Origin of the sequence: Promicromonospora sp. NPDC057138, from assembly GCF_042670845.1 — a bacterium.
In the GTDB taxonomy this organism is placed as follows: Bacteria; Actinomycetota; Actinomycetes; order Actinomycetales; family Cellulomonadaceae; genus Promicromonospora.
Genome location: NZ_JBHUUX010000005.1, coordinates 156,421 through 181,778, shown reverse-complemented (window position 1 = coordinate 181,778; position 25,358 = coordinate 156,421). Strand labels below are relative to the sequence as shown.

19 protein-coding genes are annotated in these 25,358 nt (G+C 65.3%); 6 read left to right on the top strand and 13 right to left on the bottom strand.

Annotation, left to right across the window (positions count from 1 at the left end):
* Window positions 1-61: 61 nt before the first annotated feature.
* The gene (locus ACFT2C_RS05770; RefSeq protein ID WP_377206054.1) at window positions 62-688 is read left to right on the top strand and encodes a TetR/AcrR family transcriptional regulator; all 627 of its coding nucleotides are present in this window, start codon (window positions 62-64) and stop codon (window positions 686-688) included.
* A gap of 145 nt (window positions 689-833) precedes the next feature.
* Here ACFT2C_RS05770 and ACFT2C_RS05765 read toward each other — a convergent pair whose 3' ends face one another.
* A complete protein-coding gene (locus ACFT2C_RS05765) occupies window positions 834-1,370 on the bottom strand; it encodes an Lrp/AsnC family transcriptional regulator (protein WP_377206053.1) in 537 nt (178 codons plus the stop codon).
* 136 nt (window positions 1,371-1,506) lie between these two features.
* Here ACFT2C_RS05765 and ACFT2C_RS05760 point away from each other — a divergent pair, with 136 nt between their 5' ends.
* Together ACFT2C_RS05760 and ACFT2C_RS05755 are read left to right on the top strand one after the other, a co-directional pair.
* Complete coding sequence (locus tag ACFT2C_RS05760) at window positions 1,507-2,625, top strand: Glu/Leu/Phe/Val dehydrogenase (RefSeq protein WP_377206052.1); 1,119 nt, start codon at window positions 1,507-1,509, stop codon at window positions 2,623-2,625.
* Window positions 2,622-3,947, top strand: a complete 1,326-nt coding sequence (locus ACFT2C_RS05755) for a M20 family metallopeptidase (RefSeq protein ID WP_377206051.1) — start codon at window positions 2,622-2,624, stop codon at window positions 3,945-3,947. Before ACFT2C_RS05760 ends, ACFT2C_RS05755 begins: the two co-directional genes overlap by 4 nt.
* Before the next feature lie 418 nt (window positions 3,948-4,365).
* On the opposite strand, the gene ACFT2C_RS05750 is transcribed toward ACFT2C_RS05755, so the two are convergent.
* From ACFT2C_RS05750 to ACFT2C_RS05735, 4 genes are all read right to left on the bottom strand, one after another.
* A complete protein-coding gene (locus tag ACFT2C_RS05750; RefSeq protein ID WP_377206050.1) occupies window positions 4,366-6,429 on the bottom strand; it encodes a right-handed parallel beta-helix repeat-containing protein in 2,064 nt (687 codons plus the stop codon).
* Between the two features lie 163 nt (window positions 6,430-6,592).
* Entirely contained in the window at window positions 6,593-7,462 is an 870-nt protein-coding gene (locus tag ACFT2C_RS05745) for a carbohydrate ABC transporter permease (protein ID WP_377206049.1), read from the bottom strand.
* A complete protein-coding gene (locus ACFT2C_RS05740; RefSeq protein ID WP_377206048.1) occupies window positions 7,455-8,414 on the bottom strand; it encodes a carbohydrate ABC transporter permease in 960 nt (319 codons plus the stop codon). Before ACFT2C_RS05740 ends, ACFT2C_RS05745 begins: the two co-directional genes overlap by 8 nt.
* Window positions 8,411-9,676, bottom strand: coding sequence for an ABC transporter substrate-binding protein (locus tag ACFT2C_RS05735; protein ID WP_377206047.1), 1,266 nt, complete (start codon window positions 9,674-9,676; stop codon window positions 8,411-8,413). The genes ACFT2C_RS05740 and ACFT2C_RS05735 overlap by 4 nt, the downstream gene beginning before the upstream one ends.
* Before the next feature lie 159 nt (window positions 9,677-9,835).
* Between ACFT2C_RS05735 and ACFT2C_RS05730 the strand changes: the two genes are divergently transcribed.
* Entirely contained in the window at window positions 9,836-10,903 is a 1,068-nt protein-coding gene (locus ACFT2C_RS05730; RefSeq protein WP_377206046.1) for a LacI family DNA-binding transcriptional regulator, read from the top strand.
* A gap of 878 nt (window positions 10,904-11,781) precedes the next feature.
* On the opposite strand, the gene ACFT2C_RS05725 is transcribed toward ACFT2C_RS05730, so the two are convergent.
* Both ACFT2C_RS05725 and ACFT2C_RS05720 read right to left on the bottom strand, forming a co-directional pair.
* Window positions 11,782-12,318: a hypothetical protein gene (locus tag ACFT2C_RS05725; protein ID WP_377206045.1), complete on the bottom strand. Its 537-nt coding sequence runs from the start codon at window positions 12,316-12,318 to the stop codon at window positions 11,782-11,784.
* On the bottom strand, window positions 12,315-14,141 hold the full coding sequence (locus ACFT2C_RS05720; RefSeq protein ID WP_377206044.1) for a polymorphic toxin-type HINT domain-containing protein: 1,827 nt from the start codon (window positions 14,139-14,141) through the stop codon (window positions 12,315-12,317). Before ACFT2C_RS05720 ends, ACFT2C_RS05725 begins: the two co-directional genes overlap by 4 nt.
* Window positions 14,142-14,341: 200 nt before the next feature.
* On the opposite strand from ACFT2C_RS05720, the gene ACFT2C_RS05715 reads away from it, so the two are divergent.
* Both ACFT2C_RS05715 and ACFT2C_RS05710 read left to right on the top strand, forming a co-directional pair.
* Window positions 14,342-14,878, top strand: coding sequence for a hypothetical protein (locus ACFT2C_RS05715; protein ID WP_377206043.1), 537 nt, complete (start codon window positions 14,342-14,344; stop codon window positions 14,876-14,878).
* Window positions 14,879-14,997: 119 nt separating this feature from the next.
* The gene (locus ACFT2C_RS05710) at window positions 14,998-15,648 is read left to right on the top strand and encodes a hypothetical protein (protein ID WP_377206042.1); all 651 of its coding nucleotides are present in this window, start codon (window positions 14,998-15,000) and stop codon (window positions 15,646-15,648) included.
* Window positions 15,649-16,172: 524 nt separating this feature from the next.
* Here the strand turns inward: ACFT2C_RS05710 and ACFT2C_RS05705 are convergent.
* The 6 genes from ACFT2C_RS05705 to ACFT2C_RS05680 form a co-directional block, all read right to left on the bottom strand.
* Window positions 16,173-17,783 carry a DUF6119 family protein gene (locus ACFT2C_RS05705; RefSeq protein WP_377206041.1) on the bottom strand — a complete coding sequence of 537 codons (1,611 nt, stop codon included), beginning with the start codon at window positions 17,781-17,783 and terminating at the stop codon, window positions 16,173-16,175.
* Between the two features lie 181 nt (window positions 17,784-17,964).
* Window positions 17,965-18,351: an AAA domain-containing protein gene (locus tag ACFT2C_RS05700; protein ID WP_377206077.1), complete on the bottom strand. Its 387-nt coding sequence runs from the start codon at window positions 18,349-18,351 to the stop codon at window positions 17,965-17,967.
* On the bottom strand, window positions 18,351-18,530 hold the full coding sequence (locus ACFT2C_RS05695; RefSeq protein ID WP_377206040.1) for a hypothetical protein: 180 nt from the start codon (window positions 18,528-18,530) through the stop codon (window positions 18,351-18,353). Before ACFT2C_RS05695 ends, ACFT2C_RS05700 begins: the two co-directional genes overlap by 1 nt.
* 387 nt (window positions 18,531-18,917) lie before the next feature.
* Window positions 18,918-21,911, bottom strand: coding sequence for a type I restriction endonuclease subunit R (locus ACFT2C_RS05690; RefSeq protein ID WP_377206039.1), 2,994 nt, complete (start codon window positions 21,909-21,911; stop codon window positions 18,918-18,920).
* The gene (locus tag ACFT2C_RS05685; RefSeq protein WP_377206038.1) at window positions 21,908-23,329 is read right to left on the bottom strand and encodes a hypothetical protein; all 1,422 of its coding nucleotides are present in this window, start codon (window positions 23,327-23,329) and stop codon (window positions 21,908-21,910) included. The genes ACFT2C_RS05690 and ACFT2C_RS05685 overlap by 4 nt, the downstream gene beginning before the upstream one ends.
* Window positions 23,329-25,299 (bottom strand): N-6 DNA methylase, encoded by a 1,971-nt coding sequence (locus ACFT2C_RS05680; protein WP_377206037.1) that lies wholly within the window; start codon window positions 25,297-25,299, stop codon window positions 23,329-23,331. Before ACFT2C_RS05680 ends, ACFT2C_RS05685 begins: the two co-directional genes overlap by 1 nt.
* Window positions 25,300-25,358: the final 59 nt, after the last annotated feature.

Sequence of the window (25,358 nt, the reverse complement as noted above, 5' to 3'; positions counted from 1 at the left end):
ATCATGTCGTTATTGCTATAGTTGCGTTACTGTAAGAGCGTCGTTGTCGGCTGTCTAGTGCTTGGAGGATTTGATGCGACTGACTCGAGCAGAAGCCAAGGCGGCGAACCGGGCGGCGCTGCTCGATGCGGCCCGCATCCTGGTCAGCCAGGACGGTGCTTCGGTCTCGGTCGAGGCCATCGCGTCTGCCGCCGGCCTCACCACTGGGGCGATCTACTCGATCTTCGGCAGCAAGAACGATCTGCTCGTCACGTTGATCAACGAAAATCTCGCGCGCATCCACGGGTTTCTTGACCGGATTGAGGACCCGTCCCTGACCCTCGAGCAGGCGATCGACGCGTTCCTCGAAGCATGGTTCGCGGCTTACCAGGGCGACACCGCCGCCCAGGACATGTTCGCCCTTCAGGTGATCCTGGCCGCGGCCGAGGACGAGAGCCTGACGACAAAGCTCACCGCCGCGACATCCGCCGAGAATCGCGCGATCGCTCGACACCTGGTCGACCGGGTGGTGACCGAGTCCGGTGGCTCCGTGCGTCGCACCACACCTGCCGAGGCGGCCGACATCGCTCTCGCGATCCAGGCCATCCTGAGCGGCTTCTCCCTGCGCGAGAACTTCTCGCCAGGGCAGTCAACCGACCTCATGCGAAGGGCCTGCGCCTCCTTGGCGGGGCTGGCGACCACCCGATGACGCAGCCGGCTCGTCGACCGCCCACGGAGCTGGACGACCTGGCCGAACTGAACTGGCCCGGGTGATCGATCTGGAGATCGCCTTGCACGACGCCGACTCGAACCGGCGCCCAGCGTGGGTCTGGGGATACTGGAAAGAGTCCTGCTCAGCCAGGTGAGCGACGGGAGCCCTGCTCGTCGACGCGGCGAGCTGGGGCCGCCCTCCCCCAGCTCGCGTCCTTTGTCACCTTCTCCAGCAAGGGCTGCACGCGGTACCGCACCGGCGTCGTGAGGCAAACCGTCGTGTCGGACTGCGCGACTCCCGGAAGCTCGACGATGGCGTGGAGCAGGTCCTGAAGCTCTGCCAGTGTGCTGGCGGACAACCTCACCAGCAGGTCACCACCGCCGGTCGTGACATGGATCTCGAGCACGTTGGGCATGGCCTCGAGACGGTCGACGATCGAGTCGAACTGCGCTTGCTGCAAGGTCAGCGTGACGAACGCCTCCACCTCCACGCCGATGTCGGTCAGGTCGATCCGGGGTACGAAGCCCTCGAAGATCCCAGCCTTCTCCAGCCGCGACATCCGGGCCTGGACCGTATTGCGCGAGACACCCAACGTCTTGGCCAGCTCGACGATGCCTACGCGCGCATCGCGGGCGAGCGCCGACAGCAGTTCAGCGTCGAGGCGGTCGATGTTGAGCACTATGACGTGCCACCTCACTAACGGGCCAGATGATCTGGTGCTTTTGCCAAGCTGATTACACCACGATTGACCCATCCGTGACAGCCGATCAACATGATCTCATCCGAATGCTTGACTACCAGAAAGTCTGACAGCCATGACGCACGCTCCGGACGAACACGCAGCACGACGCGGCGAATCCATCTTCGATCCAGATGCGGGCGAAGACTCCGCTCCCGAGCGGCTCATCTACGCACAGGATCGCTCCACTGGGCTCAAGGCGATCATCTCCGTCCACAGCACTGCTCTCGGACCCGCCTATGGCGGTACGCGGTTCTATCCGTACCGGGACGAGCGGGCAGCGGTGACCGATGTCCTGCGGCTCTCGCGAGGCATGACGTACAAAGCGGCAGCTGCCGGCCTGAACGTTGGCGGCGGGAAGGCTGTCATCATCGGCGATCCCGCGGAGATCAAGACCCCCGCGCTCCTCGAAGCCTACGGCGAATTGGTCGAGTCCCTCGGGGGGACGTTCATCACCGGTGGCGACGTCGGCACGACGTCTGAGGATCTCGACATCATCGGGCGGCGCACCGAGCACGTGGGGACGCGCACCCCTGCGCGTGGTGGTTCCGGCGACTCAGGCCCGCTTACCGCGTTCGGCGTCTTCCAGGCGATGCGCGCTGCAGCCTCGCACGTCTGGGGAGCCTCCCACCTCGAGGGCCGTTGCGTCGGCGTGGAAGGACTCGGCAAGGTCGGCTTCCACCTGGCACGGTTGCTGGTCGACGGCGGCGCCCACGTCCTCGCCAGCGACCTGTCACCCGCCGCACGCGATCGCGTTCTGGCCGAGCTCCCCGACGTGAGGCTGGTCGACGACGTCTCCTCCCACCACGACCTGGACGTGTACGCCCCGTGCGCTCTCGGCGCAACCCTGTCGACCAGCTCAGCTCGAAGCCTGCGCGCCGAGGTGGTGTGTGGCGCCGCCAACAACCAGCTTGTGACGCCGGACGTCGAGGATGAGCTAGTGGCTCGTGGGATCACCTGGGTGCCTGACTACGTCGCCAGCGCGGGCGGGCTCATCCAGGGCGTTGTCGAGAAGGATGGCGGTGACGAGCTTGTCGCTCGCCAGCGGGTCGCGCGGGTCTTCGAGACGGTCGACTCCATCCTGTCCACGGCGGAGCGCGATCGGACCACACCCGGCCGAGCTGCTCAGCAGCTCGCTCAGATGCGACTCGACGCTGCCTCCCGCGCGAGGCTCGACACAGGCACACCGTCATGAGCGTGGTCGACCTCGCGCGAGACCTCATCCGCATCGACACCTCGAACATCCCGGACCCCACGGGGACGACGATGACCGGCCACGAGACGCTGGCCGCCGAACACCTTGCGGCGTACCTCTCGGCCGCAGGAATCGAGTGCGAACTCGTCGCGCGTGAACCCCACCGTGCGAACCTCATCGCCCGCATTCGTGGCGACGGGACAGGTCCGTCGCTCGCCTTTGTCGGTCACACCGACGTCGTCCCGGCGGACCGGGGTTCTTGGCTGCACCCGCCCTTCGCAGGAGTGATCGACGACGAGGGTTTCCTGCACGGTCGTGGAGCGCTCGACATGAAGGGCGAGGTGGCGGCACGTGCCGTCGCAATGGCGACCCTCGCGCGGCGTGGCTTCCGCCCCCGGGGTGATCTGTGGTTCCTGGCCGTGGCCGATGAGGAGGACGGCACAGCTGACGTCGGGATGCGATGGCTGCTCGAGCAGCGGCCCGACATCCGACCGGAGATGGCGGTTAACGAGGGCGGAGGCGAGCTTCTCGAACTGGAAGGACGAAGCTTCCTTACGGTCAGCCTCGGCGAAAAGGGAACCTTCCCCGCCCGCCTATCGGTCATCGGCGAAGCCGGTCACGCATCTCGTCCCAGTGCAGGCTCGAATCCGATCCCTGCCCTGTCGAAGCTGCTCACACGCCTCGACCGCGGCCTGCCGACGTCGAAATCGACCCCGTGGCTGATCGAGGCATTGACCACCGTGCTGGACAACCCGGTCACCGACGTCGATTCTGCTGTCGAGATCGCCGGTCGCCTGCACCCCAGCCTCGCCGGCGCCCTACCTCCAATGGGAGGAACGACCATGGCGCCCACGATGCTCAAAGCGTCGACTGTCCGCAACATCATCCCGGGCGAGGCCTCCGCCGAGCTGGACTGTCGGGTCGTGCCGGGGGCGACTGCCGCTCAGGTCGAGCAAGACATCCGCAGCCGCCTGGGCGACGACGTCGCCTACACGCTGTCATGGCCTGAGCCGTTCGTGGCCGGAAACAGCTCACCGGCTCAGTCCGAGCTCATGACCGCGATCAAGGACTTCCTCGCCACCACGCCCCAGTCACCGACTGTCCTTCCCATCCTCGACTCGGGCTTCACGGACTCGGTCCATCTGCGGGCTGTCGCCAACACGGTTGCCTATGGGGTTAACCCGTACCTGAACACGCCCTCTCCCGTCCTGACCAGCGGCTTCCACAACGTCAACGAGCGTGTGCATGTCGACGACCTGCAACTGTCAGTCGACTTCCATCTCTTCATGGCCGAACGGCTGCTGGGCAGCGTGCCAGGATGACGCAGGCGGCCTCTGAAACTCCGACGCCGCCCAGCTGATGTGTGGCCCTGGTCGGCCACGATGCCGACCTCGTCCTCGCGCACACTGAAGACGGCGTCGGCCGAGGCGCCGCAGGCCGGCCGCTGCCGCTCTCGACTCTCTACTCCCCCTACACCGACGGCCGCACCAGCCAGTGGATCCACAGGCTCGCGGTCACGCAGACGGTCACGAACGATCCCGGGCTCCGTCTGGCGGCGCAGGCAATGGACATAGGTGTCGACGACGCCGGGCCGGTCGGCGTCGGTGAAGGCAGCGTTGATGATCTGGGGTCGGGAGACGGGCGACGGCGCCCCCGCGCCACGGACGTCGCGGGGGCGCCTTGCCGGCAGTGCCAGCACTGCCGGCAGTGCCGGCAGTGCCGGCAGTGCCGGCAGTTGCGCTACGGGGTCTCGGTCGCGGCGACGGTCTCGCACCGCGGGTCGATACCGCCGAGGTTGGCGTTGAGCTCCGTGCGGTACTCGGGGGCGACGCCCGCCGCGCAGATGACCTCCCACGCAGCGCTGGGCCAGTTGTTCCCGCTGACCTGCACGTTGTCGATCAGCCGGTTGTTGCGCTCCTCGGCGTTCGGCATCTGGGCACCGCCGGAGTTGTACCAGTTCTCCTGCAGCGTGTTGTCATTCGTGCCGTTGCCGTCGGCGTACGCGTTGGTGAACACCCACGGGTTCGAGCCGCTCAGGACGTTGTGCCGGGAGAGGATGTAGCGGCTGCCCTCGTCCAGATAGATGCCGACGCCGGAGACGTTGTACATGTAGTTGTCCTCGATCACCGTCCCCGGGCTCGCCGAGAGGTTGTAGATGTTCCCGGAGTCGGCGAAGTCGGGCTTGATGTCGCGCACGAGGTTGCCCGCGATCAGGTTGTCCTTGAGCGTCGTCGGCGTCTGGTAGAGCGGGTTGTGCTTGTAGTACCCGCGGCGGACGTACTCCTGGGACCCGCCGGCGTCGTTGATCCCCCAGCCGTAACCGGTGTCGATTGCGTAGGGGAGGTTCGCGACCTCGTTGTGGACGATCTGCGCCCTGGTCACGTAGGTGCTGAGGATGCCGGAGTTGTCCTGGTACTCCACGGCGACGTGGCTGATGGTGTTGTTCGCGATGAGGATGTCCTGGTTCGTCATCCGGGGGTCGCTGGGGTGATGCGCGTCCGCCCGAACCCCGCCCACGAACAGGGCGTGGCCACCGACCTCGGTGAACACGTTGCCGGTCACGTCGATGTTGCTGGCGCCGAGCCCGATCCCGGTGAGCGTCGCGTTGGCGTCGTTGCCGATGCCGAGGCCCGACTGCCCGAGGTTGCGGAAGGTGTTCCGCGCGAACGTGATGTGGTCGGCGGCGGACACCTGCACGGCGGAAGGCTCCTGGAACGTGGCGTTGCGCGTCCGCTCGTACTGCTCGCAGCCGCGGCTGCAGCTTGTGAAGGCGTCGGCGGGGCGGTACTCGAACTCGCCCTTGATGTAGACCCCGTTCTGCTGGCTGGCGTACCCGTCGGCCGAGGAGGGGCCGAGCCAGGAGGTCCCGGTGAAGGTGAGACCGCTGAACTCCAGGTGGGAGACGGGGGCGTCGTAGGTGCCGCCGACGCTGACGAGCGTCTCCACCCGCGGGAGCTCGATGTCGAGGTCCTGTGGGTTCACGCCGTCCGCGGGCTTGTAGTAGAGCTTCCCCGCGTCGGGGTCGACGTACCACTCCCCCGCCTGGTCCAGGAAGCTGAGCGAGTTCGCCAGGAACCACTTCGACTCGGCGAGCAGCGAGTACTGCACCGTGTCCCAGCCCCATGTGTTGTTGTCCCAGGCGGGCTGGGCCATCGTGATCGTGCTGCCCTCGATGCTCTGCACCGGGGAGTAGCGGTCGGTGAAGTCACCGAGCGACTCGAACTCGATCCGGTCCTGCTTTGGCAGGTCCACGAGGTAGGCGAGCGCAGGATTGTCGATCGTCATCCCCGTCGGGGTGAGCGTCAGGTCGCTCAGCGCCAGGCTGGTCGCGGCCCGCGGCGCGGCGACGCCGTCGACGTAGAGCTGCCGGGTCTCGAGACCGACCGGCGTGTCCGCGACGTAGATGTTCGCGGCCTCGTCGTACTGCTGCCAGCCCGAGAGCTGGGTCGAGCCCGAGATCTCGGGGTGCGCGCCCGGAGCAGCCGTCCAGCGCACGGTGCGCCCGTCCCGGCCACCGTCCTGCGCACGGAACTCGAGCGGGCGGTCGATGCGGTAGGTGCCGTCGGCGAGCACGACGGTGACATCGTCCTTCCCCTTGGCGGCCGCGTGTCGCACGACGCCCTGCACGTGCTCCAGCGAGCACGGGTGCTGCTCCTGGCACTGCCCGTCGTCACGACCGTCGGGTGACGCGTAGTAGACGGTGTCCTTCTCCGGTGGTGCCGCCTGGGCGATCGATGCGCCCAGACCGCTCAGGAGCAGGGCTGCCGCGCCGGCAGATCCGGCAGCCGCTCGCCACCGGCCCATCCTTCGAACAGAGACTTCTCGCGTGCGTGACATCAATGTCATGGCTGTTCCCTTCCGTGATGTTGAGCAGGGCCGCTTTGCCCCGGGTCTACCGACAGGGTCGAGGGGTCGAGGGGTCGAGGGGTCGAGGGGTCGAGGTTCACGTCTCTCCGTCACTCAGGGCTCAACGGCCGCCGAAGGCGCCCGCGCCGATCGCGGCCACCAGCTGTCTCTGGGCGAGGGCGACCACGATCACCACGGGAGCGATCGTCATCACGCATGCCGCCATCAGCAGCTCCCATTGCGTTCCGGTCTGGGTCGTGAACCCGGCGATCCCGATGGGGATCGTCCACTTATCGGAGCTGTTGAGGATGATCAGCGGCCACAGGAAGCTGTTCCAGCTGCCCAGGAAGGTGAAGATCGCCGTCACCGACAAGGCTGGTCGCACCAGCGGAACGATGACGCTGATGAGGATGCGCCAGGTGGACGCTCCGTCGAGCCGGGCTGCCTCCTCCAGCTCCGCCGGGATCTGGAGCATGAACTGCCGGAGCAGAAACGCTCCGAAGGCTCCGAACAGGCCTGGCAGGATCAGAGCCACCCAGGTGTCGGCGAGCAACGCCTGGTCGAAGGCGAGGAACAGGGGCACGACGGCGACCTCGCTCGGCAGGGTCAGCGTGATGACGAACAGCAGGAAGACGGCGCTTCGGCCCGGGAACTGCAGTCTCGCGAACGCGAACGCCGTGAGGGTCGCGACGACCAGGGTGAGCACGGTCGAGATGGCGGCTACGACCAGGCTGTTCAGGAGCAGGCGCCCGAAGTCGACCTCGGTCCACGCGTCCACGAAGTTGGACCAGAGGACTTTCGAGCCGATGAAGTTGATCTGCGCTGCGAACACCTCGTTCGCCGGCTTCAGCGCGGTGAAGAAGGTCCAGATCAGCGGGAACGAGAACACGAGCGCGAACAGCCAGGCGACCGTTGTGTTGGCGGCGAACCCAACGGCGCGCCCCCTGCGACGCCAGTTCGGTCCCGACTTCGGCAGACGTTGCTCAGTCATAGTGGACCCACTTCCTCTGTCCCCACAGTTGGAACAGCGTGAAGATCGCGATGATCACGAACAGCACGGTGGCGATGGCCGACGCATAGCCGAGCTGGTTGTTCGTGAAGGCGGTCTGATAGAGGTACAGCATGATCGTCATCGTGCTGTTGCCCGGGCCCCCGCCCGTGATCACGTAGGCCTGGGCGAAGGTCTGCCAGGCGCCGATCACGGTCAGCACTGTGGTGAAGAACAGGGCAGGGCTGACCAGCGGCAGCGTGATCGAGACCAGGCGACGGAACCGGCCGGCGCCGTCGATCCGTGACGCCGCGATGACGTCCGGGCTTATCGAGTCGATGCCCGCGCCGAGCACGATCATGTTGTAGCCGAACGACTGCCAGAGTGACACACCTATCACGGTGACCAGCGCCCAGTTGCCGTCGCTCAGCCAGGGGATCGGCCCGAGCCCGATCGCCGCCAGAGCTTGGTTGACGGCGCCATCCTTCTGGAAAAGCAACCGGAAGACCGCGGCGTTTGCCACCATCGGTGACAGGGCTGGGATCAGGAAGATCACACGGAGCCAGTTGCGGCCCGCGATGCGGGTCTTCAGCCACATCGCCATCGCCATCGAGATCGCGATATTCGCCGGGACGTACACGAGCACGAAGATCGCCGTCACCATGACGCTGTTGAGGAACTGCGTGTCGTGCAGCAGCCGGACGTAGTTCTGTGTGCCCGTGAACTGGGTGCCTCCCAGCAGGGTCGAGTCGGAGAATCCGAGGATCAGCGAGGCGACCTGCGGTATGACGATGAACACCGCGAGCCCGATGAGGCCTGGGAGGACGAAGGCCCACCCCACCCAGCGGGGGCCCCCGAGGGGCCGGCGGCGAAGCCGGTCCCTCGGGCGGTCCGGTTGGGCGATGGACCCGTCGGAGACCTCTTCCTCCGCACGGTCCAGACGCACGAACGTCATTGCGCGAGGCCAGCCTTCACCTGCTGCAGCACTTCGGCGACCGTGCTCTTACCGGAGAAGGCGTCCACCTCGTACTGCGTCAGGAGCGTGTCGAGCTGAGCCTGGTTCGACGGTACGGGCGAGGGCGTCGCGTCACCGGTCATCTGCTTGATGACCGCGGTGAACGCCGGCGATCCGACGTTGGTGGACCAGGCGTCCAGCGCGTCGAGCCGCGCCGGCACGGAGGCCTGCGATGTGGTGACGAACTCGAGTCCGCTCTTGCTCGTCATCGCCTCGACGGCATCGAATGCCTTCTGCTTGTCGCCGCAGGTCTTCGTGATGGCGAAGCCCGATCCGCCGATGAACCCCTTGGAGGCGCCGCTCTTGCTCGGAATGACGGCGATGCCGACATTGTCCTTGCCGAGATTCTCCTGCGCGTGCTGGAGATCCCACAGCCCCTGCATCTCCATGGCCGCCTGACCTGTGCTGAATGCGTCGATGTCGGGGAAACTGCCGCCCGCCTCGAGCGGCTTCGCGACCTTGTACTTGTTGGACAGGTCGACGAGCAGCTGCAGCGCGTCGTGGAAGTTCGGGTCGTCGAGCAGCGGACCGTTCTCGTCCGCCCAGGGGTGGCCATCGGCCGCCATGAGGGTGGCGATGGGGTTCGATGCCTGGCCGATCGCGAAGCCGTACACGCCGTTCTTCGTGGTCGCCTTCGCTGTCGCGATGAAGTCGTCGATCGTCCAGTCGTTGGTGGGTTCGGCCACGCCGGCGTCCTTGAACATCTTCTTGTTGTAGAGGATCACGGTGGGCCCGGCGTTGAACGGGAGGGAGTAGAGCTTGCCGTCGACGCTGAGCTGCTCGAGCATCGCCGGGCTGTACGCCGACAGGTCGAGCTTGTTCTTCTTCGCCAGGTCGTCCAGCGGCTCCAGCCCCTGCACGTAGGGGTTCACCCGGCCGTTCTGGAACGTCACCAGGCAAGGCGCGCTACTGCTCCTCATCACGGTGGGTAGCTTCGTGTAGTAGTCGCCGATCGGCGGGCCTGAGACGCTCACCGCCACATTCGGGTCGGCGTGCTCTCCTCCGGCGATGTAGTCGCTCCACTGCTGCTCGTCGGCCTCGCCGCCGATCCACGTGTACATCTTGAGCGTGTTGCCGTCGAGGCCCGGGGTTCCACCACCGTCTCCTGAACATGCAGCGAGACCGAGGGCGAGCACCCCCGCGACCACGACCGAGACGCCGACGCGTCCCCGGCTCCTCGTGCTTTTCAACCGTGACCTCATGACTCCTCCTTGAGTCCGCCGAAATAGTTTCGCAACTGTGCACTGCGTGTTGCAGACTATAGGAGGCCGACATGCCGGGCAAGGGTCGACTTCGGAGCCGAGAATTCGGGTATGGTGCGAACATGGTCGCGAAACTATTTCGAATGAGAGGAGGCACGCATGGCTGATCGTTCGGCTACCCGGCGGACGACCTTGGCGGATGTCGCGGCTGCCACCGGGGTTTCGAAGGCCACGGTCTCCAAGGTGCTCAACGGCCGCGACGACGTCGGACGTGCGACCCGGGAGCGCGTGCTCGGCTCCGTCGCCGCGCTCGACTACCGGCCGACGACCTCGCACGTGCCGACAGCGACCCGACGTGCCATCGCCGTCGTGTACGACATCCCCGCATCGCCCTACATCCTCGGTGTACTTCAAGGGGTACTGACGGAGGCGTCAGACGGGCAGCTGGACCTGCTCACCCGGCTCGCCCCTGAGCGCGAGGTGCGGACGCAGCGGACGGTGGCCCGCGAGTGGGTCGCCGAGCAGCGCGCGGCCGGTGTCACGGGGATCGTCGGGCTCACACTGGCCAGACCGGGTGCGCTGATCGAGGCGGCGGCCGATGCCGGCGTTCCGTTCGTCATGGTCGACCCCGTCGACACCAATCACCAAGGCATGGTCAGCGTCAGCTCGTCCAACTGGACCGGTGCACGCACGGCCGCGGCCCACCTCATCGCGCTCGGTCACCGACGCATCGGCTGGATCGGTGGACCCGAGCTCTCCGAGGCCGCACGCGACCGCTTCTACGGCTTCACTGCGGCGCTGGACGCCGCAGGAATCCAGGTTGACCCCGCGCTGGTCCGCACTGATGAGTTCGACGTCGCCACCGGCGCGAGACACGCACATGACCTCCTGTCGGCGCTGGACCCACCGACCGCGATCATGGCAGCCGATGATGAGCTCGCCGTCGGCGTGCTGGCGGCCGCGCACGAGCTCGGGATCCGGGTCCCCGACGACCTGAGCGTCACCGGATTCGACGACACGCCCCAAGCGTCCTGGACAACACCACCATTGACCACCGTTCACCAGGACCTCGACGGAATGGGACGGACGGCGGTCCAAGCCATCATTGCGATGTCGACCGGCAAGCCGCCGACGTCCCGGCACGTCGAGCTGGCCACCTCGTTGACCGTCCGCAGCAGCACCAGCACCGCGCCGGCCAGGGGCCCTGGTCAGCGCAGTGCGCCGTAGCTCCTTCGGACCGGACGTGGTGCCCCCTGAGCATCGTCCGAGGACGGCACGTTCGAGGAAGGACGAATCGATCCGGTGCCCTCAGACCGCCCTTGCCTGGGCTGTCGCGTCCGCTGGCAACCAAGCCCGCCCCGCTTAGTGCACCACCGAGAGAAGAGGCGCCACGCCGCGGCGTATGACGTCAGCGTCGACGGCGCACGTTCAGCGGAAATCGCCGCCGCCACACGAGCAGCATCAGCAGCAGTCAGACCAGTGAAGACGCGGCCGTTGTCGGCCGCAGTGGGAGTCAGGTGAGTAGTCACACCAGCACTTCTACGGGCTGGTGGCCCTGCCTGCGCGCTACTTACGGAAAGTTCGACCCGCAGACCCGGGAAAACCGAAGGGCCTGATCAGCATTTCTGCTGATCAGGCCCTTCCTTTGTAGCGGGGGCAGGATTTGAACCTGCGACCTCTGGACCTAATCGGCCGAGAAATCGACGCCACGACAAGTCGGTGGGATTCGGGCGGAAGCCCTGAATCACTAGGGCGAACGGCTGCTCGCCGACTAGATAGTACAGGATTCCATCGGGTTGGTACCAGGTTCATTCGGGTGCCAAATGGATGGGTGGGTCAAGTCCCGAACCTCCTGCTGCCTCTCCGCATGCTGGAGGGCCGCCGACGCACAGCGCATCGTCGAGGAGAAGCTCCAGCGGCTCAACGCCGAGGTCGCCCGCGACAATGATGTCCTCGTACTGGCCGTAACAACCTCGTCTCGAGGCCAGACGGTGTGCTGCGTCATCGCGGTAGCGAGAGGCGGGCGCTCGGGCTCAACACTCAGTTGCGTGTTGATGCCTCGGCGTCGGCCTCTTGGCGCATGACCGCGCACACGGAGGCGCTGGTTACTGCTCGTCGTAAGGCCTAAACACCTCATCCACGCGCAGTTCCCGCTGCGAGAACAGCTCGCTCTGCACGTCACCGCGCAGTATTCCGACGAGGAGGTCCGTGACCGACATGTCGAACCTCTCCCACTCGTCACCATCGGCGCTCTCGAGATAGATCGGGTAGGTGTCGGCGGGCGCGTCAGCATCGGTCCGCCAGTACAGGTTCTCGCCCGTTGTGGTGGATGCCCATGGGATCAACCGTGCATCATTGGACAGGTCGTCCGGTGGATCGGAGTAGCCCTCTTCCCAGGAGAACTTGAGGTCGTCGAACTCGCCAGATGACTCGAGCAAGTTGCGTTCCGTATAGCGCTCGGCAGGCGCGTACAACCGGATGTACCGGAACCAGAGGCCCGCTCCTCCCGCGTCGAGCAATGTGCGGTAGTCCGGAGGGATCTCGATCCCAAGGGTGCGCTCTGCCAGGTCCCAGTCAAAGGCCTCAGCCCGTGGCACGAGACGGGCAGCCTCGATCAGTCGGTCAATGTGTTGGGGCATCACGAACCTCTCGTTCCGAACCGTAGACCATCCACCTTGGGATACAAGTCACTCGACTCTGAGAGCTTGGGAAAGTTTTCATGGTTCATGAGGGTGAAGTCCAGCTCATACCCAGCGGTGCCCGTACCCTCGAAATGGATCGCGTGCGGGACATCCGCGGTTCCGCTGTAATGAGGGGTCACCTTGTACATCACGTCTTCACCGGACTCCACAACCTTACGCACTTCACCTTCGATGGCTCTCTGCCAAGGACTGTTTGCCCGCTTGAACTGTGACACGAAGTTCGCAGGATGAGTGTTCGACCCTCCTAGTTGTGCTCCGTGGAGGTGCCCCTTCTGATGGACGTTCGGATCGTAGCCGGGCGGATCATCCACGTCAGGCTTCGTCTTACCCCCGATCGTCTTTTCCGTCAGCTTCGCCTCAATCCCTGACGGGCGGCCTAGCTCGTCGACCTTGTACACCGCGCCTTCAGGCACATGGGCGGCGTTGTGGACGAGAATCGGAGTCTCGCCGGCATAGACGTAGTAGTTGTGATTGGTGGCGGCGTGGAAGTTGTAGACGGTCACCGCATCCGCGTCGTCGCGCTGTTCAGTCTGGATCGCATCGACTGTCGCGGTGCCGGTCTCGGTGACCAGCAGGTCGCCCACCTTGAGGAATGCGGCATCCAGCCAACCGCGACTCTGGACCATGAACGGGTGCTCCGCCGTCGTGGACACAGCCGTGCCGTTGATGGTCAGGTGGAACAGCTCCGTGGTGGTGCGCACGAAAGTCTCTTCGACCACCTGCAGCTCGTCGGCGCCTGTTTCGAGGTTGCGGGTCCAGACCTTGTCCCCCACGACGATGTCCTCGATCGCCTTGGTGCCGTCCACCGTACGGATCGAGGTGCCAGCGGTGAAGCACTTGCCGAACCCGAACTTGCACCACCCCTTCTTCAACGCCTGCCGGAAGCCCCCCGACTTCGCGATCCCCTTCGCCAACCCGGTCGCGGCCTTGGCCGCAGCGCCCAGTCCGATCACCGACAGCGCGGCACCTGCGATGGCTATACCGGCGTCGGCCCAGGACCGTTCCCCGGTGGCAGCGAGTGTGATGTTCGCGACCGCGCTCACGATCGCTGCCACCGCGGCTATGACGATCAGCACCCCGGCCAGCGCAGTACCGACCACAGGGATGAACGCCACGATGATCGCGAGGATGCCGGCGATGGTGGAGATCATGTCCGCGATATCGGCGATCGCGGCAACGAGCTTGGAACCCCAGTTGTCCCACCAACCATCATTCAGCCCGCCGGAGCTGGTGATCTCCTCGATCCGGTCGATCGCATGCTCGGCAGCCCGGTCCCGGTCGGAGACCGCCGTCTCGATCGTGCCCTGCGCCGAGGAAATCGTGGACGCAGCCTGCTCGGCATCACCACCGGCCTCGTCAGCCTGCCGCTGATACTCCGCCTTCTCCGCCTCGTCCTTTGCACCGTCGGCCAGCTCCTGCCAACGGTCCCGCGACCCGGACGCAGCATCCGCCTCGTCCCGCGCGGCCCGGGCCTGCTCCAGGGCGGCCAGGGTCTCTGATTGAACCCGCTCCAACGAACTGGCGTACCCCATCAGGGCCTCACCCGTAGCGACATACCGGCTATACGCCTTGCGGATCTCGGCGATGGTGTCTTCCTTGGTATCCATCAACGCATCCACCGCCTGCGAGACAGTTCCGTCCACATCGAGACGACTCATCGCAGCGGCAGCGTTGTCGATCGAGTCCGCGACCGCCAGATACTCCTGCCCGCCCGAGAGCACTAACACCGGATCACCCGGCGTCGGATCCGCGTCCAACCCCACCGGCGACCAATCCGACGGCCTCATCACACGCCACCCCTGTCCGACATGAAAGTTTCACCCGCGAAGAGGGTAGGTGAAAACTTCCATCTCGGACAATTAGACGTGCTCACCATGGGCGGGCCGCAGATGGCGTTGACCTGGAGTTCCCGGTGTCGATGCGCAACATCTTGGAGGCTGCCACCTCCCGCTACCGTGCAGCCATGGAGCTCGGGAGCGCTGGAGAGTGGGCCGGCGCCGTAGTGACGGCTGCGGCGACCATCGTCGCGTTACACCTCGGCGCTCGGGACGCAGAGGAGCACTCGAACCGACAGGCCGCTCGACGGGAGATACACGGCTTCGCAGCGATCCGTCTCCGCCACATGGACCGGTGGGACGCTGGAACCGAGGACCCTGACGGCGACCGGATGAAGAACGCGCCGATATTGGACGCCGAGTGCGCGGCAGTTGTATCCGCCGTGGACAGGCTCGCTTCGCTCCGCCGCTGGCATGCTGATCGCTTGGCGCGTCGTATCTACGGTCAGCGCTCGGTGAGCGTAGCCCGGCTCTACCCCGAGCGGGTCGACCCCAACGCGACTGCGTCCACAGGCACCGAACTGCTCACCTTCTTGCTGCTGGAGAAGGACTACACGCTGGCAGTGGATGGCGACCCTGGGCCGTTGCGTCGTCAGGGTGCATCCGACGACCCGGAGAAGCGGAGGGTCCTACGTCGCGCCTTCCGTGGGCTCGCTCGAGTCTGAGGCTCAGTCCCGCCGAGAGGCCACGGCGATTCGATCGAGTCCAACCTATTGCGAGCCCGAACACCCGAGGTAAGGTCCACCCAGTCCTTGGAGCCACAGGCCCCGGAAGGCGGTAGACGATGGGAAAGTCAGCGAGAGTACTGGGCTTCGAGTTCGGCCGAACGGCACGCGAAATGAATGAGCTCTTCAAGCAGCACGGCTACTTGGAAGGCGAGCCTGGCGCCTACGGGCTCACCGACAAGGGCGCGCAGTACGCAGAAGAGCAGTACCACTCGCGAGGCACAGGTGGCTACGCCCACTACAACCGGAGCTGGGAAACTCGTACCTGGAACGACGCGACCATTGCTGCACTCCAAGCCGACATGAGGTCGGACCTGGGCGGCGGCACGGCACAAGATGCTCCCACAGTGGGGGACTTCCAAGGCCCTTCCTTGGATTACGATCCATTCCTGGATGACGGGAGCGACGGCGACGGCTCTCAGTTCGGCTGGAGAGAGTTGGCGATAGCGGGAACCGTCGTAGGAGCGATCCTCGTCGCTCCCCACGTCAAGACCTTCTACGACACCAAGTTCAAGCCGGCCACAGCGAAGTGGCGCGACATGCTGGCAAAGCGAGAGCCAGTTGAGGCTGGAACTCTCGATTCCGCGCAGGAGGTGGAAGAGCAGGCGAGCTCCGTTGCCCCCGAGTCGGAGTCGACGACAGCAGCCCCTGAACCTTTCAGCCCGCAAAGCGGTTCCAGCTCATCCGAAGACTCGCCCAGGTCCCACTGATGATCTGCAGCCCGCCGACAGCACGATCAGGCGGTTCGCCCGTGAGTTGAGTCCTGATAGTGGTGTAACGCGGTGGCCGCATCACGTCTCGCCGAGACGATCACGCCAACCGCGTTACACCACTATCAGGACTCAACTACCGGACGGCTCCTTCCAGGACGTCGACAAGCGGGCAACGCCTGGCGGACCCACGAACCCAACGTCCGCCAACATGCCCGGCGTACTCCACCTTGGCGATTGCGGAGTTCACTCGGCTGTCGGCGTTCTTGTGGCGTGGCCCGGGACGATGAATGTGGTCCACCGCGTCCATCGGCGGAAACCGAATTGCGTGTACAGATGTGGTTGGTCGAGTCGAGGCCCGTCGACGTCGAGGCCCGAACCAGGGCCGTCAGAACTGTCGCGGTCTGTGGACGGCAGCATGCGTCCCGCCGTTGGGTCGGGACCTCGTGGGAGCGCCGTCTTAGCATGCGCTACCGCGCGGGTCCGTTGGATCTCGGCGGGGCCGCAGGCGAGCGATCCAGCCGTCATCGCGTGACGGCGACCGGTGCTACGAACAGCGGGACGTTGCGACTCTCGATGTCCTGAGCCGCTCGCACCAGGTTCACTCGCGAGAACGTGAAGAGTTCACGTGCCGTTACGGGCTTGTGGCGCGCCATGGCGAGCACGACACGAGGTGGGCGGTCCTTGACCCACGTCGGGTCGCCGCCGAGGCTTTCGACCTTCTTCCGGAGGGCCGACACAGCCTGCTCATCACGGACGAGCGAGTCGGTGGAGACGTAGGCCTGTGCGAACAGGTGGCTCGCCGGTGCTGATGAGTCGAACTTCTTGACGTGGACCAAGGTGCCGTCGTCCAGCAGCACGTCGCATGCCTCGAACCCTCTGGGGTGCGCGTCCGTCGTGACCAGCTTTCGATCAAGGCACAGGCCACCGAGCTGCAGTGCAAGGTATTGGTTGTAGTCTTTCTCCTCCTTGAACTGCGAAGTCCACGGTGGCAGCGGCGGATCGAGCTGCTTGCGGAAGACGCCCTCCGCCAGCTGCAGAAGTCTCTCTGCGTACCGGGCGTCCATCTGGAACCACTGCCCGCCGAAGAAGCAGTACCGCTTCCCGTTCAGGCCTGTCTCGAACGCGAGCCACTTGCGTGCCGCGATCTGCGCACTGATCGCTTCCTCGTCACCGCTGAAGAGTTGGACAGACATCCCCTTGAGTTTCGCGACAGGGTCTTTGGTCTGCTTCAACGGCGTGATGAGGTCGTCAAGGAGCGGCAGCCCTTCCTGGATGCCCTTCCGTGACCCACCTCCGACGAGCTTGAAGTGCGTCGGCGGCTCGTTGTCCCCGATCTGCTCGAACGGCCAGGCCAAGCCGAGTTGCTTGCCCTCCGGATCGGCGAGCGCGGCTGCCAGCTGATCCTGCAACTCGCTGACCAAGGTCCTGGGCTTGCTGATCGGGACGAGCTGCTCGAGGACGCCCAGACCGATCGGCGGTTCCTGCGTCAGAATTGTCTCGATGTGGTCCAGGTCCGAGAGCAGTTCGGCCGGCGTGCGTCCCAGCGGAATGTTCAGCGCGTCGGCACCTCGGACTGCGATCATGTCCTTCTTCGCGCTGAGGCCCGACGAGGTTCCTCGGGCGACGAGCCTAGTCGCCATCTCGCCAAATGCCTCGAACCCGAAGCCATTGAGACCATCACCGTTGGGGACGGTGACGCGTGCGACTTGGGCTCGAGAGTCGATCGCGCTGCGGGTCACCGAGGAGATCTTCGCCGGGTCGGCTAGCCGGATTGCGATGCGCTGGCCGAAGCTCGCATCGACGTAGGACTGGTCGATCAGCTGGAACCCCATCCCGAACGTCAGCGCCCACGCCCCGTCCTCTCCGCGGCGGATGAGCAGTGCAGCCGCGGCGGTGATGTTCCCGATCGGTGTCACGACCTGGGTCAGGCTGTGCACGTCCTGGGCCCATTTCGCCTCGGGTGTGGCCATCACGCCGAAGACAAGAAGGCCTTCACGGTCACCGACGGTGACCGCGGTCGTCTCGAATTCGAGATCGTCGGAGTAGCGCTCCCGGACCGCGGCATGCATGTCCGGGAGGTCGACGAGACGGTAGAGCGTTCTGGGGGTCGTATTCGACCTTTCGCGGGGCATCAGTCGATCGTGAACAAGCGGGGCAATCGGCGCAAACGCTAGCAATGAAGATCACCCCTTGGAGGAGTCCCCCGGGCGGATTGACCACGCTCACGTCTCGCGGCCGGTCGAGGACTCGGTGCGTGTGCCGACCCGCCGTCAGCGGATTCGTGCTGCGGCTGTTGCCCGTTCAACTGGACCGTTAGCCGTACTCGTAGACAGCCAGCCTCGCCGCGAGTGCCTCGAAGTGCGGCAGCCGTTGCCAAGTCTCGCGATTGCCGACGACGTAGAGCCGGTGCTTGGCGCGGGAGATGGCGACGTTCATCAGGTTCGGTCGAGATGCGGCCCAGGATCGTGCGCCTTGGGTGCCGCCGCCGAGGACCAGAATGACCGCGAGGGCTTCCTTGCCCTGAGAGACGTGGACGGTGCCGCTGGTGACGCCCTGCCCGAACGTCCTGCGGACCAGGGGCTTGAGCCGGTCGGCCGCGGCACGAAACGGGCGGACGACGAGCACGTCCTTGGCCTGCAGCCCGTGCCGGCTCCTGAGCCCTCGCAGCACCCAGGCGGCAGCGTCGCCCTCGGCGGGGATTAGTTGCCGTCCGCCTCGCCGCGCACGTCGATCCAGAGGCTCTCGCGCACGGGCCGGTCCAGAACGGGCGGATTTGGCTCCTCAACGTCGGGTGGGAGGATGCCGAGCTTGTCCTGCTGGTTGGGGTCGCCGTGGAGCATGAGTCCGTCGTAGACGGTGTCGTTCACGATCGAGGACATCGGCTCGTCGCAACGCCGGTGCACCCGCAGCGGCGCCGACCCACAGTGGCTCGTCGTCTCGGTGCAGGCTCGTGCCGAGCGGGGTCACGCCGTCGATGAGGGTCTGGACGGACTGGCGGCTGGGTAGCCAGGTGTCGGTGATGTGGTGATGGTCGCGTAGACGGGCTTGGGTGGTGTGCAGAGCGGTGACGACGGGTTCGAGCTGGACCGACGGCGAACCCCATGCGCTGTTCACGCACGCACCTCGCGGCCCCGGTTCGCCCCTGTGTCCGACACGCAGCGCGCAAACGTCCGGCAGGACTTGGACGCTCCTCGCAGCACCCCCATCGCCTGTGAAGAACGGCGTTTTGGCACGTCAGAACGTCGAGACTGTGTTTGCGCTGGCGTTCAGGCGGCCTTCTTGTCGTAGGTAGACCGGAATATGGCGTCGGTCAGCCAGGCCTTGAAGTCCGGGTTGTCGACGAACTGCTTGAACAGCTGCGTCTCGTCCCGAAGCATGCCCTGCATGACCTTGTTCAGCGCCGCGGTCATGGCGAGCTTGGCGTTGTCGGCGTCGTTGTTCGCGCGGGCGTTGGCGTAGTCCTCGTCCGCGAGGACCCTTTCAGGGATCTCGGTGCTGATCCGCTCGCGGATGCGGTCGGCGTCGTCCCAATTGATGTTGCCGAACAGGTCGTTGAACTGGTTGAGGATCTCGGACAGGCGCTCGAGCGCGGGGTCGATGACACTGCTACCGCCACCGGTGGGGACCGGTTCCAGCTCCCCTTCGGCATCTGCGAGCGCGATGGAGACTTCCTCTCGCTTCTCGATGCGGTAAGAGTCCATATCGATGGTCTCGAGAATGCCGGCCGACAGATCAGTCTCCTCCGGCGCAGGGAGCTTGGGGATGAGTAGGCCGAGGAAGATCGACAGCTTCTCCCACCCGACGTTGCTGAAGGGCAGCACGAGCGAGAGGAACGAGTAGGTCCTCACGAATGCCTTGGCCTGGCTCTTGAACTCGATCTGCTCGTCCTCGTCGAGCTGCTCGATGTACTCGGCAGCGCAGTGGTCAAGGATCGGGTCAAGCTGCGACCGGTCCACGTTCTTGTCGAGGAACAGTGCCACGAATCGTTCGACGTCCTCATCGGAGTACACCGCTACCCGTGCGAGCGAGCCCTGCAGGTCGTGCAGCTTGTCCGGGTCGGTATCGCCAGCCAGAACGGTGGTGCGGTAGTACGGCTCGAACGCGGCCTGGATCTCCTCGGCAGTGTTGGCGAAGTCGAGCACGGCGGTGTCGATCTTTCCCGGCCGGGCACGGTTGAGCCGCGACAGAGTCTGTACAGCGAGGACGCTCGACAGCGGCTTGTCGACGTACATCGAGTGCAGCAGCGGCTCGTCGTATCCGGTCTGGTACTTGTCGGCAACGACAAGGATCCGGTACGGGTCTTCCTGGATCCGGTTGGGGATCTCCTTGCCAGGGAAGCCGTTGTAGCCGGCCTCGGTGACCTTCTTGCCGTCCCGCTCGAAGTCGGAGAACGCCACGATGGCCTTGTACGGGCTGCCGCGCTCGACGAGGTAGTCGCGGATCGCCTCGTAGTAGTCGATCGCGCGGGCGATCGTCTTGGTCACGACCATCGCGCGGGCCTTGCCGCCGATCTTGTGCTTGCCGATCACCTGGGTGTGGAAGTGGTCGACCATGATCTCAGCCTTCTTGCGGATCGCGGTCTCGTGGCCCTCGACGTAAACGCGCAGTTTCTTCGACGCCTTCGTGGCGTCGAACTCCGGGTCGTCCTCGACGGTCTTGACGAGCTTGTAGTAGCTCTCGACGGGCACGTAGCCCTGCAGGACGTCGAGGATGAAGCCCTCCTGGATCGCCTGCTTCATCGTGTACGAGTGGAACGGGCGCTTGCCCACCTCGCCGGGAACCGGCCCGCCAAATAGCTCGAGCGTCTTGTTCTTCGGGGTCGCGGTGAACGCGAAGTAGGAGGCGTTGGCCGGCAGCTTCTTCTGCTCGACCATCCGCAGCAGCATGTCCTCAGCCGACTCCTCGTCACCCTGCGCGCCCTCGGCCGACAGCGACCCGGAGAGTGCGGCCGCAGCTTTGCCCGTCTGGGAGGAGTGTGCCTCGTCGATGATGACAGCGAACTTCCGACCGCGGTGCTCACTGCCCAGGCTCCCGACGATGTACGGGAACTTCTGGACCGTCGTGATGATGATCCGCTTGCCCGCCTCGATCGCGTTCTTCAGGTCGCTGGAGTGCTCGGCATGCGCGACCGTCGACCCGACCTGCGTGAAGGACTTGATCGTCTCCTTGATCTGACTGTCCAGCACACGTCGGTCCGTCACGACCAGCACCGAATCGACGGCGTTCGCGCCGTCGTGCTTGGCCTCGATGAGCTGGTGGGCCAGCCACGCGATCGAGTTCGACTTGCCCGATCCTGCAGAATGCTGGATCAGGTACCGGCGACCGGCACCGTTCGCCGAGACGTCGGCGAGCAGACGACGCACGACGTCGAGCTGGTGGTAGCGCGGGAAGATCGACTTCTGGGACTTCTTGCCCGTCTTGGCATCTTTGGTCGTGGAGACCTGGGCGTAGTTCTCGATGATGTCGGCGAGCGACGACGGGGCGAGGATCTGCCGCCACAGGTAGTCCGTCATCAGCCCGTCGGGGTTCGGCGGGTTGCCGGCGCCGTCCTGGTATCCCTTGTCGAACGGCAGGAACCACGACTTCGGGCCGGCGAGCTCGGCGCAGAACTTCACGCGCTTGTCATCGACGGCGAAGTGCGCCAGGCACCGCCCGGGCTGGAACAGCAGCTCCTTCGGGTTGCGGTCGACCTGGTACTGCGCGACGGCGTCGGCGACGGTCTGCTTGGTGATGTAGTTCTTCAGCTCGAACGTCGCGATCGGCAGGCCGTTGACGAACGCGACGAGGTCCAGCGACTTGCCCGCATCCACCGGCGAGTAGTGAACCTGCCGCGCGATGACCCACCGATTCGCGACGTGCAGCGCCTCGGCCATCGTGTTCCCCGGTGTGGGGATCGGGTAGTAGAAGTCGATGTGCGGCACCGCACCGTGGCCGAAGCCGCGACGCAGCACCTGCACCACACCGTTCTTGGTGATCTCGCCCTGGAGCTTGGCAAGGAACTTCGTCCGCGCTGGGGTCTCCGTCGCCCAGTCCTCCCCAAGCCCGACCGCCTCAGCAACGGCCGGCTGGGTCTCCTGCAGGAAGGTGGCAAGTTGCTGCACGTCGAACCCGTATCCGGGCGCGAACGCCACGTCGACCTGCCGGTCAGCATCGACGACCGCGAGTGCAGGGGCGATGATCCCCTGCTTCCATCCCGCCTCGACCATCTGCTTGACGACGAGAGCCTCCAGACTCTCCTCGTTCATCAGCGTCGCGCTCATTCGTCCTCCAGGTCGGCCCCGTCGGCCGTCTCGTCATCGTCTGTATCGGCTGCGTCTTCGGACGCAGCGAACACGTCTGCGAGGTCGATCGACGGCAGGCTCGCTTCGATCGAGCGCACATCGACCTGGCCCGTCACGACGTCGGCTGTCAGGCGAGTGCGGAACTCTTCCAAAAGCCGGATCTCCTGACGAGCCACCTCTGTAGCGCTCGCCAGTCGGAGATGTGCGTCTGCAACGCGTGCGACGATCTTCCGCTGCTCCTCGATCGGCGGGACCGCCAAGCGGAAGTCGCACACCTGCTTGGGGCTCAGGTGGGGAACGCTGATCCCCGTAAAGATCGGGGCCAAGTAGTCCGTAAACCCCCGCCCTGCCAGCGCGAGCCTGAGGAACTCCGACTCGAGCGTGGGGCGCGCCCTGAGCCGCGCGACTCGCTGGACGAGCAACGAAGGGACATCGGCGGTGGAGACCCGGGCAACACGCACGCCCCCACGGATCACGGGTCGGTCCAGCCCCAGGACCAGGTCACCTTCCGTGAGGGAGAACGCAGACATGCCGCTTGCGCTCGCCGCTGGCCAATGGACGACGTTGTCCCAAGCGACACCGCCAACTCCCACGTTCGCGCCACGAAGTAACCGGATTCCATCTGTGTCAGCGATGAAGCCCGAACTCTCGAAAGGGAACCCCGCGAGAAGGTAAATGTGCCAACCCAACCGCTCCACCCGCCAATCAGCCGGGACTCGGCCGACATAGGGAATCCCGGAGTCAATAAGTTCAGCAGATGAAGTCAACGCGCCTCGGACCGCTTCGCTCGTAACAGCTCGCTGCTGCTCCTCGAGAAGCGAGATGAGTCGACGCTTGGTGGCGATTGCCTTGTTGATGCGCTGGTGGGCGTGGGCGAGGTACATGACGATCGCCTCCTGCTCCTCGACCGGCGGTACCGGAATCGGGTCGCGAGCAAGACGCGGATACTCGATGTTCTGACCCTCGCGGATTCCGGTCACGGCAAGGCGGAGCGCGTCGACGAACGGGCTCGACTTGAACAGGAGCGTGAAGTAGTCGCGGCTCGCATCGTCCTTCGCGCGCAGGATCGTGTATGCCGGACTGATGATGCCCTGAGAGTACGCCCGCTCAATTCCGCCCTGGAACGACCGGAGGCTGATGACGAAGTCATCGACAAGGACGCGCTTCAACGTGTCGAGCGCCTTGGTCGCCTCAACCGTGCGGTTCTCGTACTGGTCCTTGCGGATGACCCCTCGGGACTGAGTCGCGGCAAGCAACGGCTCGTCGGGGTATCCCTTGTCGCTGATCTCGCTAACGACGCTCTTCATCCGAGGCATCGACCAGTGCTTGGGCACCTGGCGTAGCCACGGTGACTCGGTAGCGATGTACTCGGGGTACGGCTTGAGGTCCTTGAACATCAGTGGGCGATCTCCGCGATGAGGGTGTCGGACTCGGCTTCGAGTGCGCGGATGTCGGCGCGGATTTCGTCGAGGGTGCGTAGGGGTGCGGGCTTATAGAAGTGCTTGGTGAAGCTGATCTCGTAGCCGATCTTGGTCTTCGATTCGTCGATCCAGGCGTCGGGCGCGTACGGGAGCACCTCGCGGCCGATGAACGCCTCGATGACGTCTCGCCACTCGCCAGCAGGCTCGGGCAGTGGGACCTGCTCGGTGTCGCGCAGCTCAGTATCGGGCAGGTAGGAGACGACGGCGGGCTTGCCCCGGAACGTCACCACGTACCGGCCCAGGAGGGGGTCGGGCTCGACACCCTTGGGGTGGACCTTGGTGACGATGGGCGGCGCGCTGCGGTCGCGCTTGGCGGTGCCGTCGTCGAGCAGCTTCTTGATGGCGGCCGCCGAATAGACCTTGTCGGGGTCCAGACCCTTGAGCCGGAGCGGGCGCTCGACGGTCTCCTTGGAGTATCCGAATTCGGCGTTGACGAAGACCTTCGAGCGGTCACCCTCGTCGTCGGACGAGTCAAAAGCGTTGAACGCCTGCATGATCCGTTCGACGTCGGCGTGCCCGAGCTCGCGGTTCTTGTTGCCGAGGTTCTTGCGCAGCGGGGTGTACCACTCGGTGGCGTCAATTAGCTGGACCTTGCCCTTGCGGTGTTCGGGCTTGCGGTTGGTCAGGACCCAGATGTAGGTCGCGATCCCGGTGTTGTAGAACATGTTGAGCGGCAGGGCGATGATCGCTTCGAGCCAGTCGTTCTCGATGATGTAGCGGCGGATGTTCGACTCGCCTTGGCCCGCGTCGCCGGTGAAGAGCGAGGACCCGTTATGGACCTCGGCGATGCGGCTGCCGAGTGGGGTGTTCTTCTTCATCTTCGAGACCATGTTGGCTAGGAAGAGCATCTGCCCGTCGCTGGACCGGGTGATGAGGCTGAACTCTGAGTCGCCGTCGTGGTCGACGATGAAGCGTGGGTCGATGATCTCCTTCTTGCCGCCCATGCGCTGCTGGTCGGTCGCCCAGCTCTTGCCATAGGGCGGGTTGGAGAGCATGAAGTCAAAGCTCTTGCCCTGGAAGGCGTCGTTCGACAGCGTCGAATACTCCGGGCCGCCGACCAGCCCGTCGGCGTTGGCGCCCTCGCCCTTGAGCAGGAGGTCGGCGACCGCGATCGCGTAGGTCTCGGCGTTGATCTCCTGGCCGAACAGGTTGGTAACGATCCGCTTGCCACCCCTGGCGGCAAGCTCCTGGAGGGTCTCCTCGGCAACGGTGAGCATGCCGCCGGTGCCCATGGCGCCGTCGTAGAGGGTGTATGTGCCGTCCGGGATCTGGTCGGCCACGGGATCGAAGATGAGCCTCGTCATCAGACGCACCGCGTCGCGCGGTGTCCAGTGCTCGCCGGCCTCCTCGTTGTTCGCCTCGTTGAAGCGGCGTACGAGCTCCTCGAACACGGTGCCCATGGCGTGGTTGTCCAGGCCCTCAGGGGTCAGGTCGATGGCCGGGTCGAGGAACTTCTCGATCAAGGCGCCGAGGGCGTCGGCCTTTGCGAGCTTGGGGATCTGCTGGCGCACTTCGAAGTTCTCAATTATTTGCTGCACGTTCGGGCTGAACCCGTCCAGGTACGCCTCGAAATCCTGCTTCAGGCGAGCCTGCGAAGAGCGCCCACGCAGCTCGCGCATCGTGAACGGGGAGGTGTTCCAGAACGCCTGGCCGGCCTCCTGGCGGAGTGCCTGGTCCTGGTCGATGATCCCGGCGTCGTCGAGGATCTTCTTCAGGTCCATGACCCTCTGCTTGGTGGGCTCGAGCACGGCGTCGAGGCGACGCAGCACGGTGAACGGCAGGATGACGTCGCGGTACTTGCCGCGGACATAGAGGTCGCGCAGGACGTCGTCAGCGATGCCCCAGATGAACGAGGCGATCTTCTGGACATTGGCGGCGGGGCTCATGTGGTTCCTTGGTCGTTACGGGTCTTGGGGCAATTGTGCTGGTCAGGATCGACAGGGCG

Coding starts and splice junctions, on each gene's coding strand:
- ACFT2C_RS05730 (WP_377206046.1), top strand. CDS start 9,836: ATGGCTGATCGTTCGGCTACCCGGCGGACGACCTTGGCGGATGTCGCG.
- ACFT2C_RS05705 (WP_377206041.1), bottom strand. CDS start 17,783: ATGCCCCGCGAAAGGTCGAATACGACCCCCAGAACGCTCTACCGTCTC.
- ACFT2C_RS05685 (WP_377206038.1), bottom strand. CDS start 23,329: ATGTTCAAGGACCTCAAGCCGTACCCCGAGTACATCGCTACCGAGTCA.
- ACFT2C_RS05710 (WP_377206042.1), top strand. CDS start 14,998: ATGGGAAAGTCAGCGAGAGTACTGGGCTTCGAGTTCGGCCGAACGGCA.
- ACFT2C_RS05735 (WP_377206047.1), bottom strand. CDS start 9,676: ATGAGGTCACGGTTGAAAAGCACGAGGAGCCGGGGACGCGTCGGCGTC.
- ACFT2C_RS05755 (WP_377206051.1), top strand. CDS start 2,622: ATGAGCGTGGTCGACCTCGCGCGAGACCTCATCCGCATCGACACCTCG.
- ACFT2C_RS05690 (WP_377206039.1), bottom strand. CDS start 21,911: ATGAGCGCGACGCTGATGAACGAGGAGAGTCTGGAGGCTCTCGTCGTC.
- ACFT2C_RS05680 (WP_377206037.1), bottom strand. CDS start 25,299: ATGAGCCCCGCCGCCAATGTCCAGAAGATCGCCTCGTTCATCTGGGGC.
- ACFT2C_RS05740 (WP_377206048.1), bottom strand. CDS start 8,414: ATGACGTTCGTGCGTCTGGACCGTGCGGAGGAAGAGGTCTCCGACGGG.
- ACFT2C_RS05695 (WP_377206040.1), bottom strand. CDS start 18,530: ATGTCCTCGATCGTGAACGACACCGTCTACGACGGACTCATGCTCCAC.
- ACFT2C_RS05715 (WP_377206043.1), top strand. CDS start 14,342: ATGGAGCTCGGGAGCGCTGGAGAGTGGGCCGGCGCCGTAGTGACGGCT.
- ACFT2C_RS05750 (WP_377206050.1), bottom strand. CDS start 6,429: ATGGGCCGGTGGCGAGCGGCTGCCGGATCTGCCGGCGCGGCAGCCCTG.
- ACFT2C_RS05745 (WP_377206049.1), bottom strand. CDS start 7,462: ATGACTGAGCAACGTCTGCCGAAGTCGGGACCGAACTGGCGTCGCAGG.
- ACFT2C_RS05760 (WP_377206052.1), top strand. CDS start 1,507: ATGACGCACGCTCCGGACGAACACGCAGCACGACGCGGCGAATCCATC.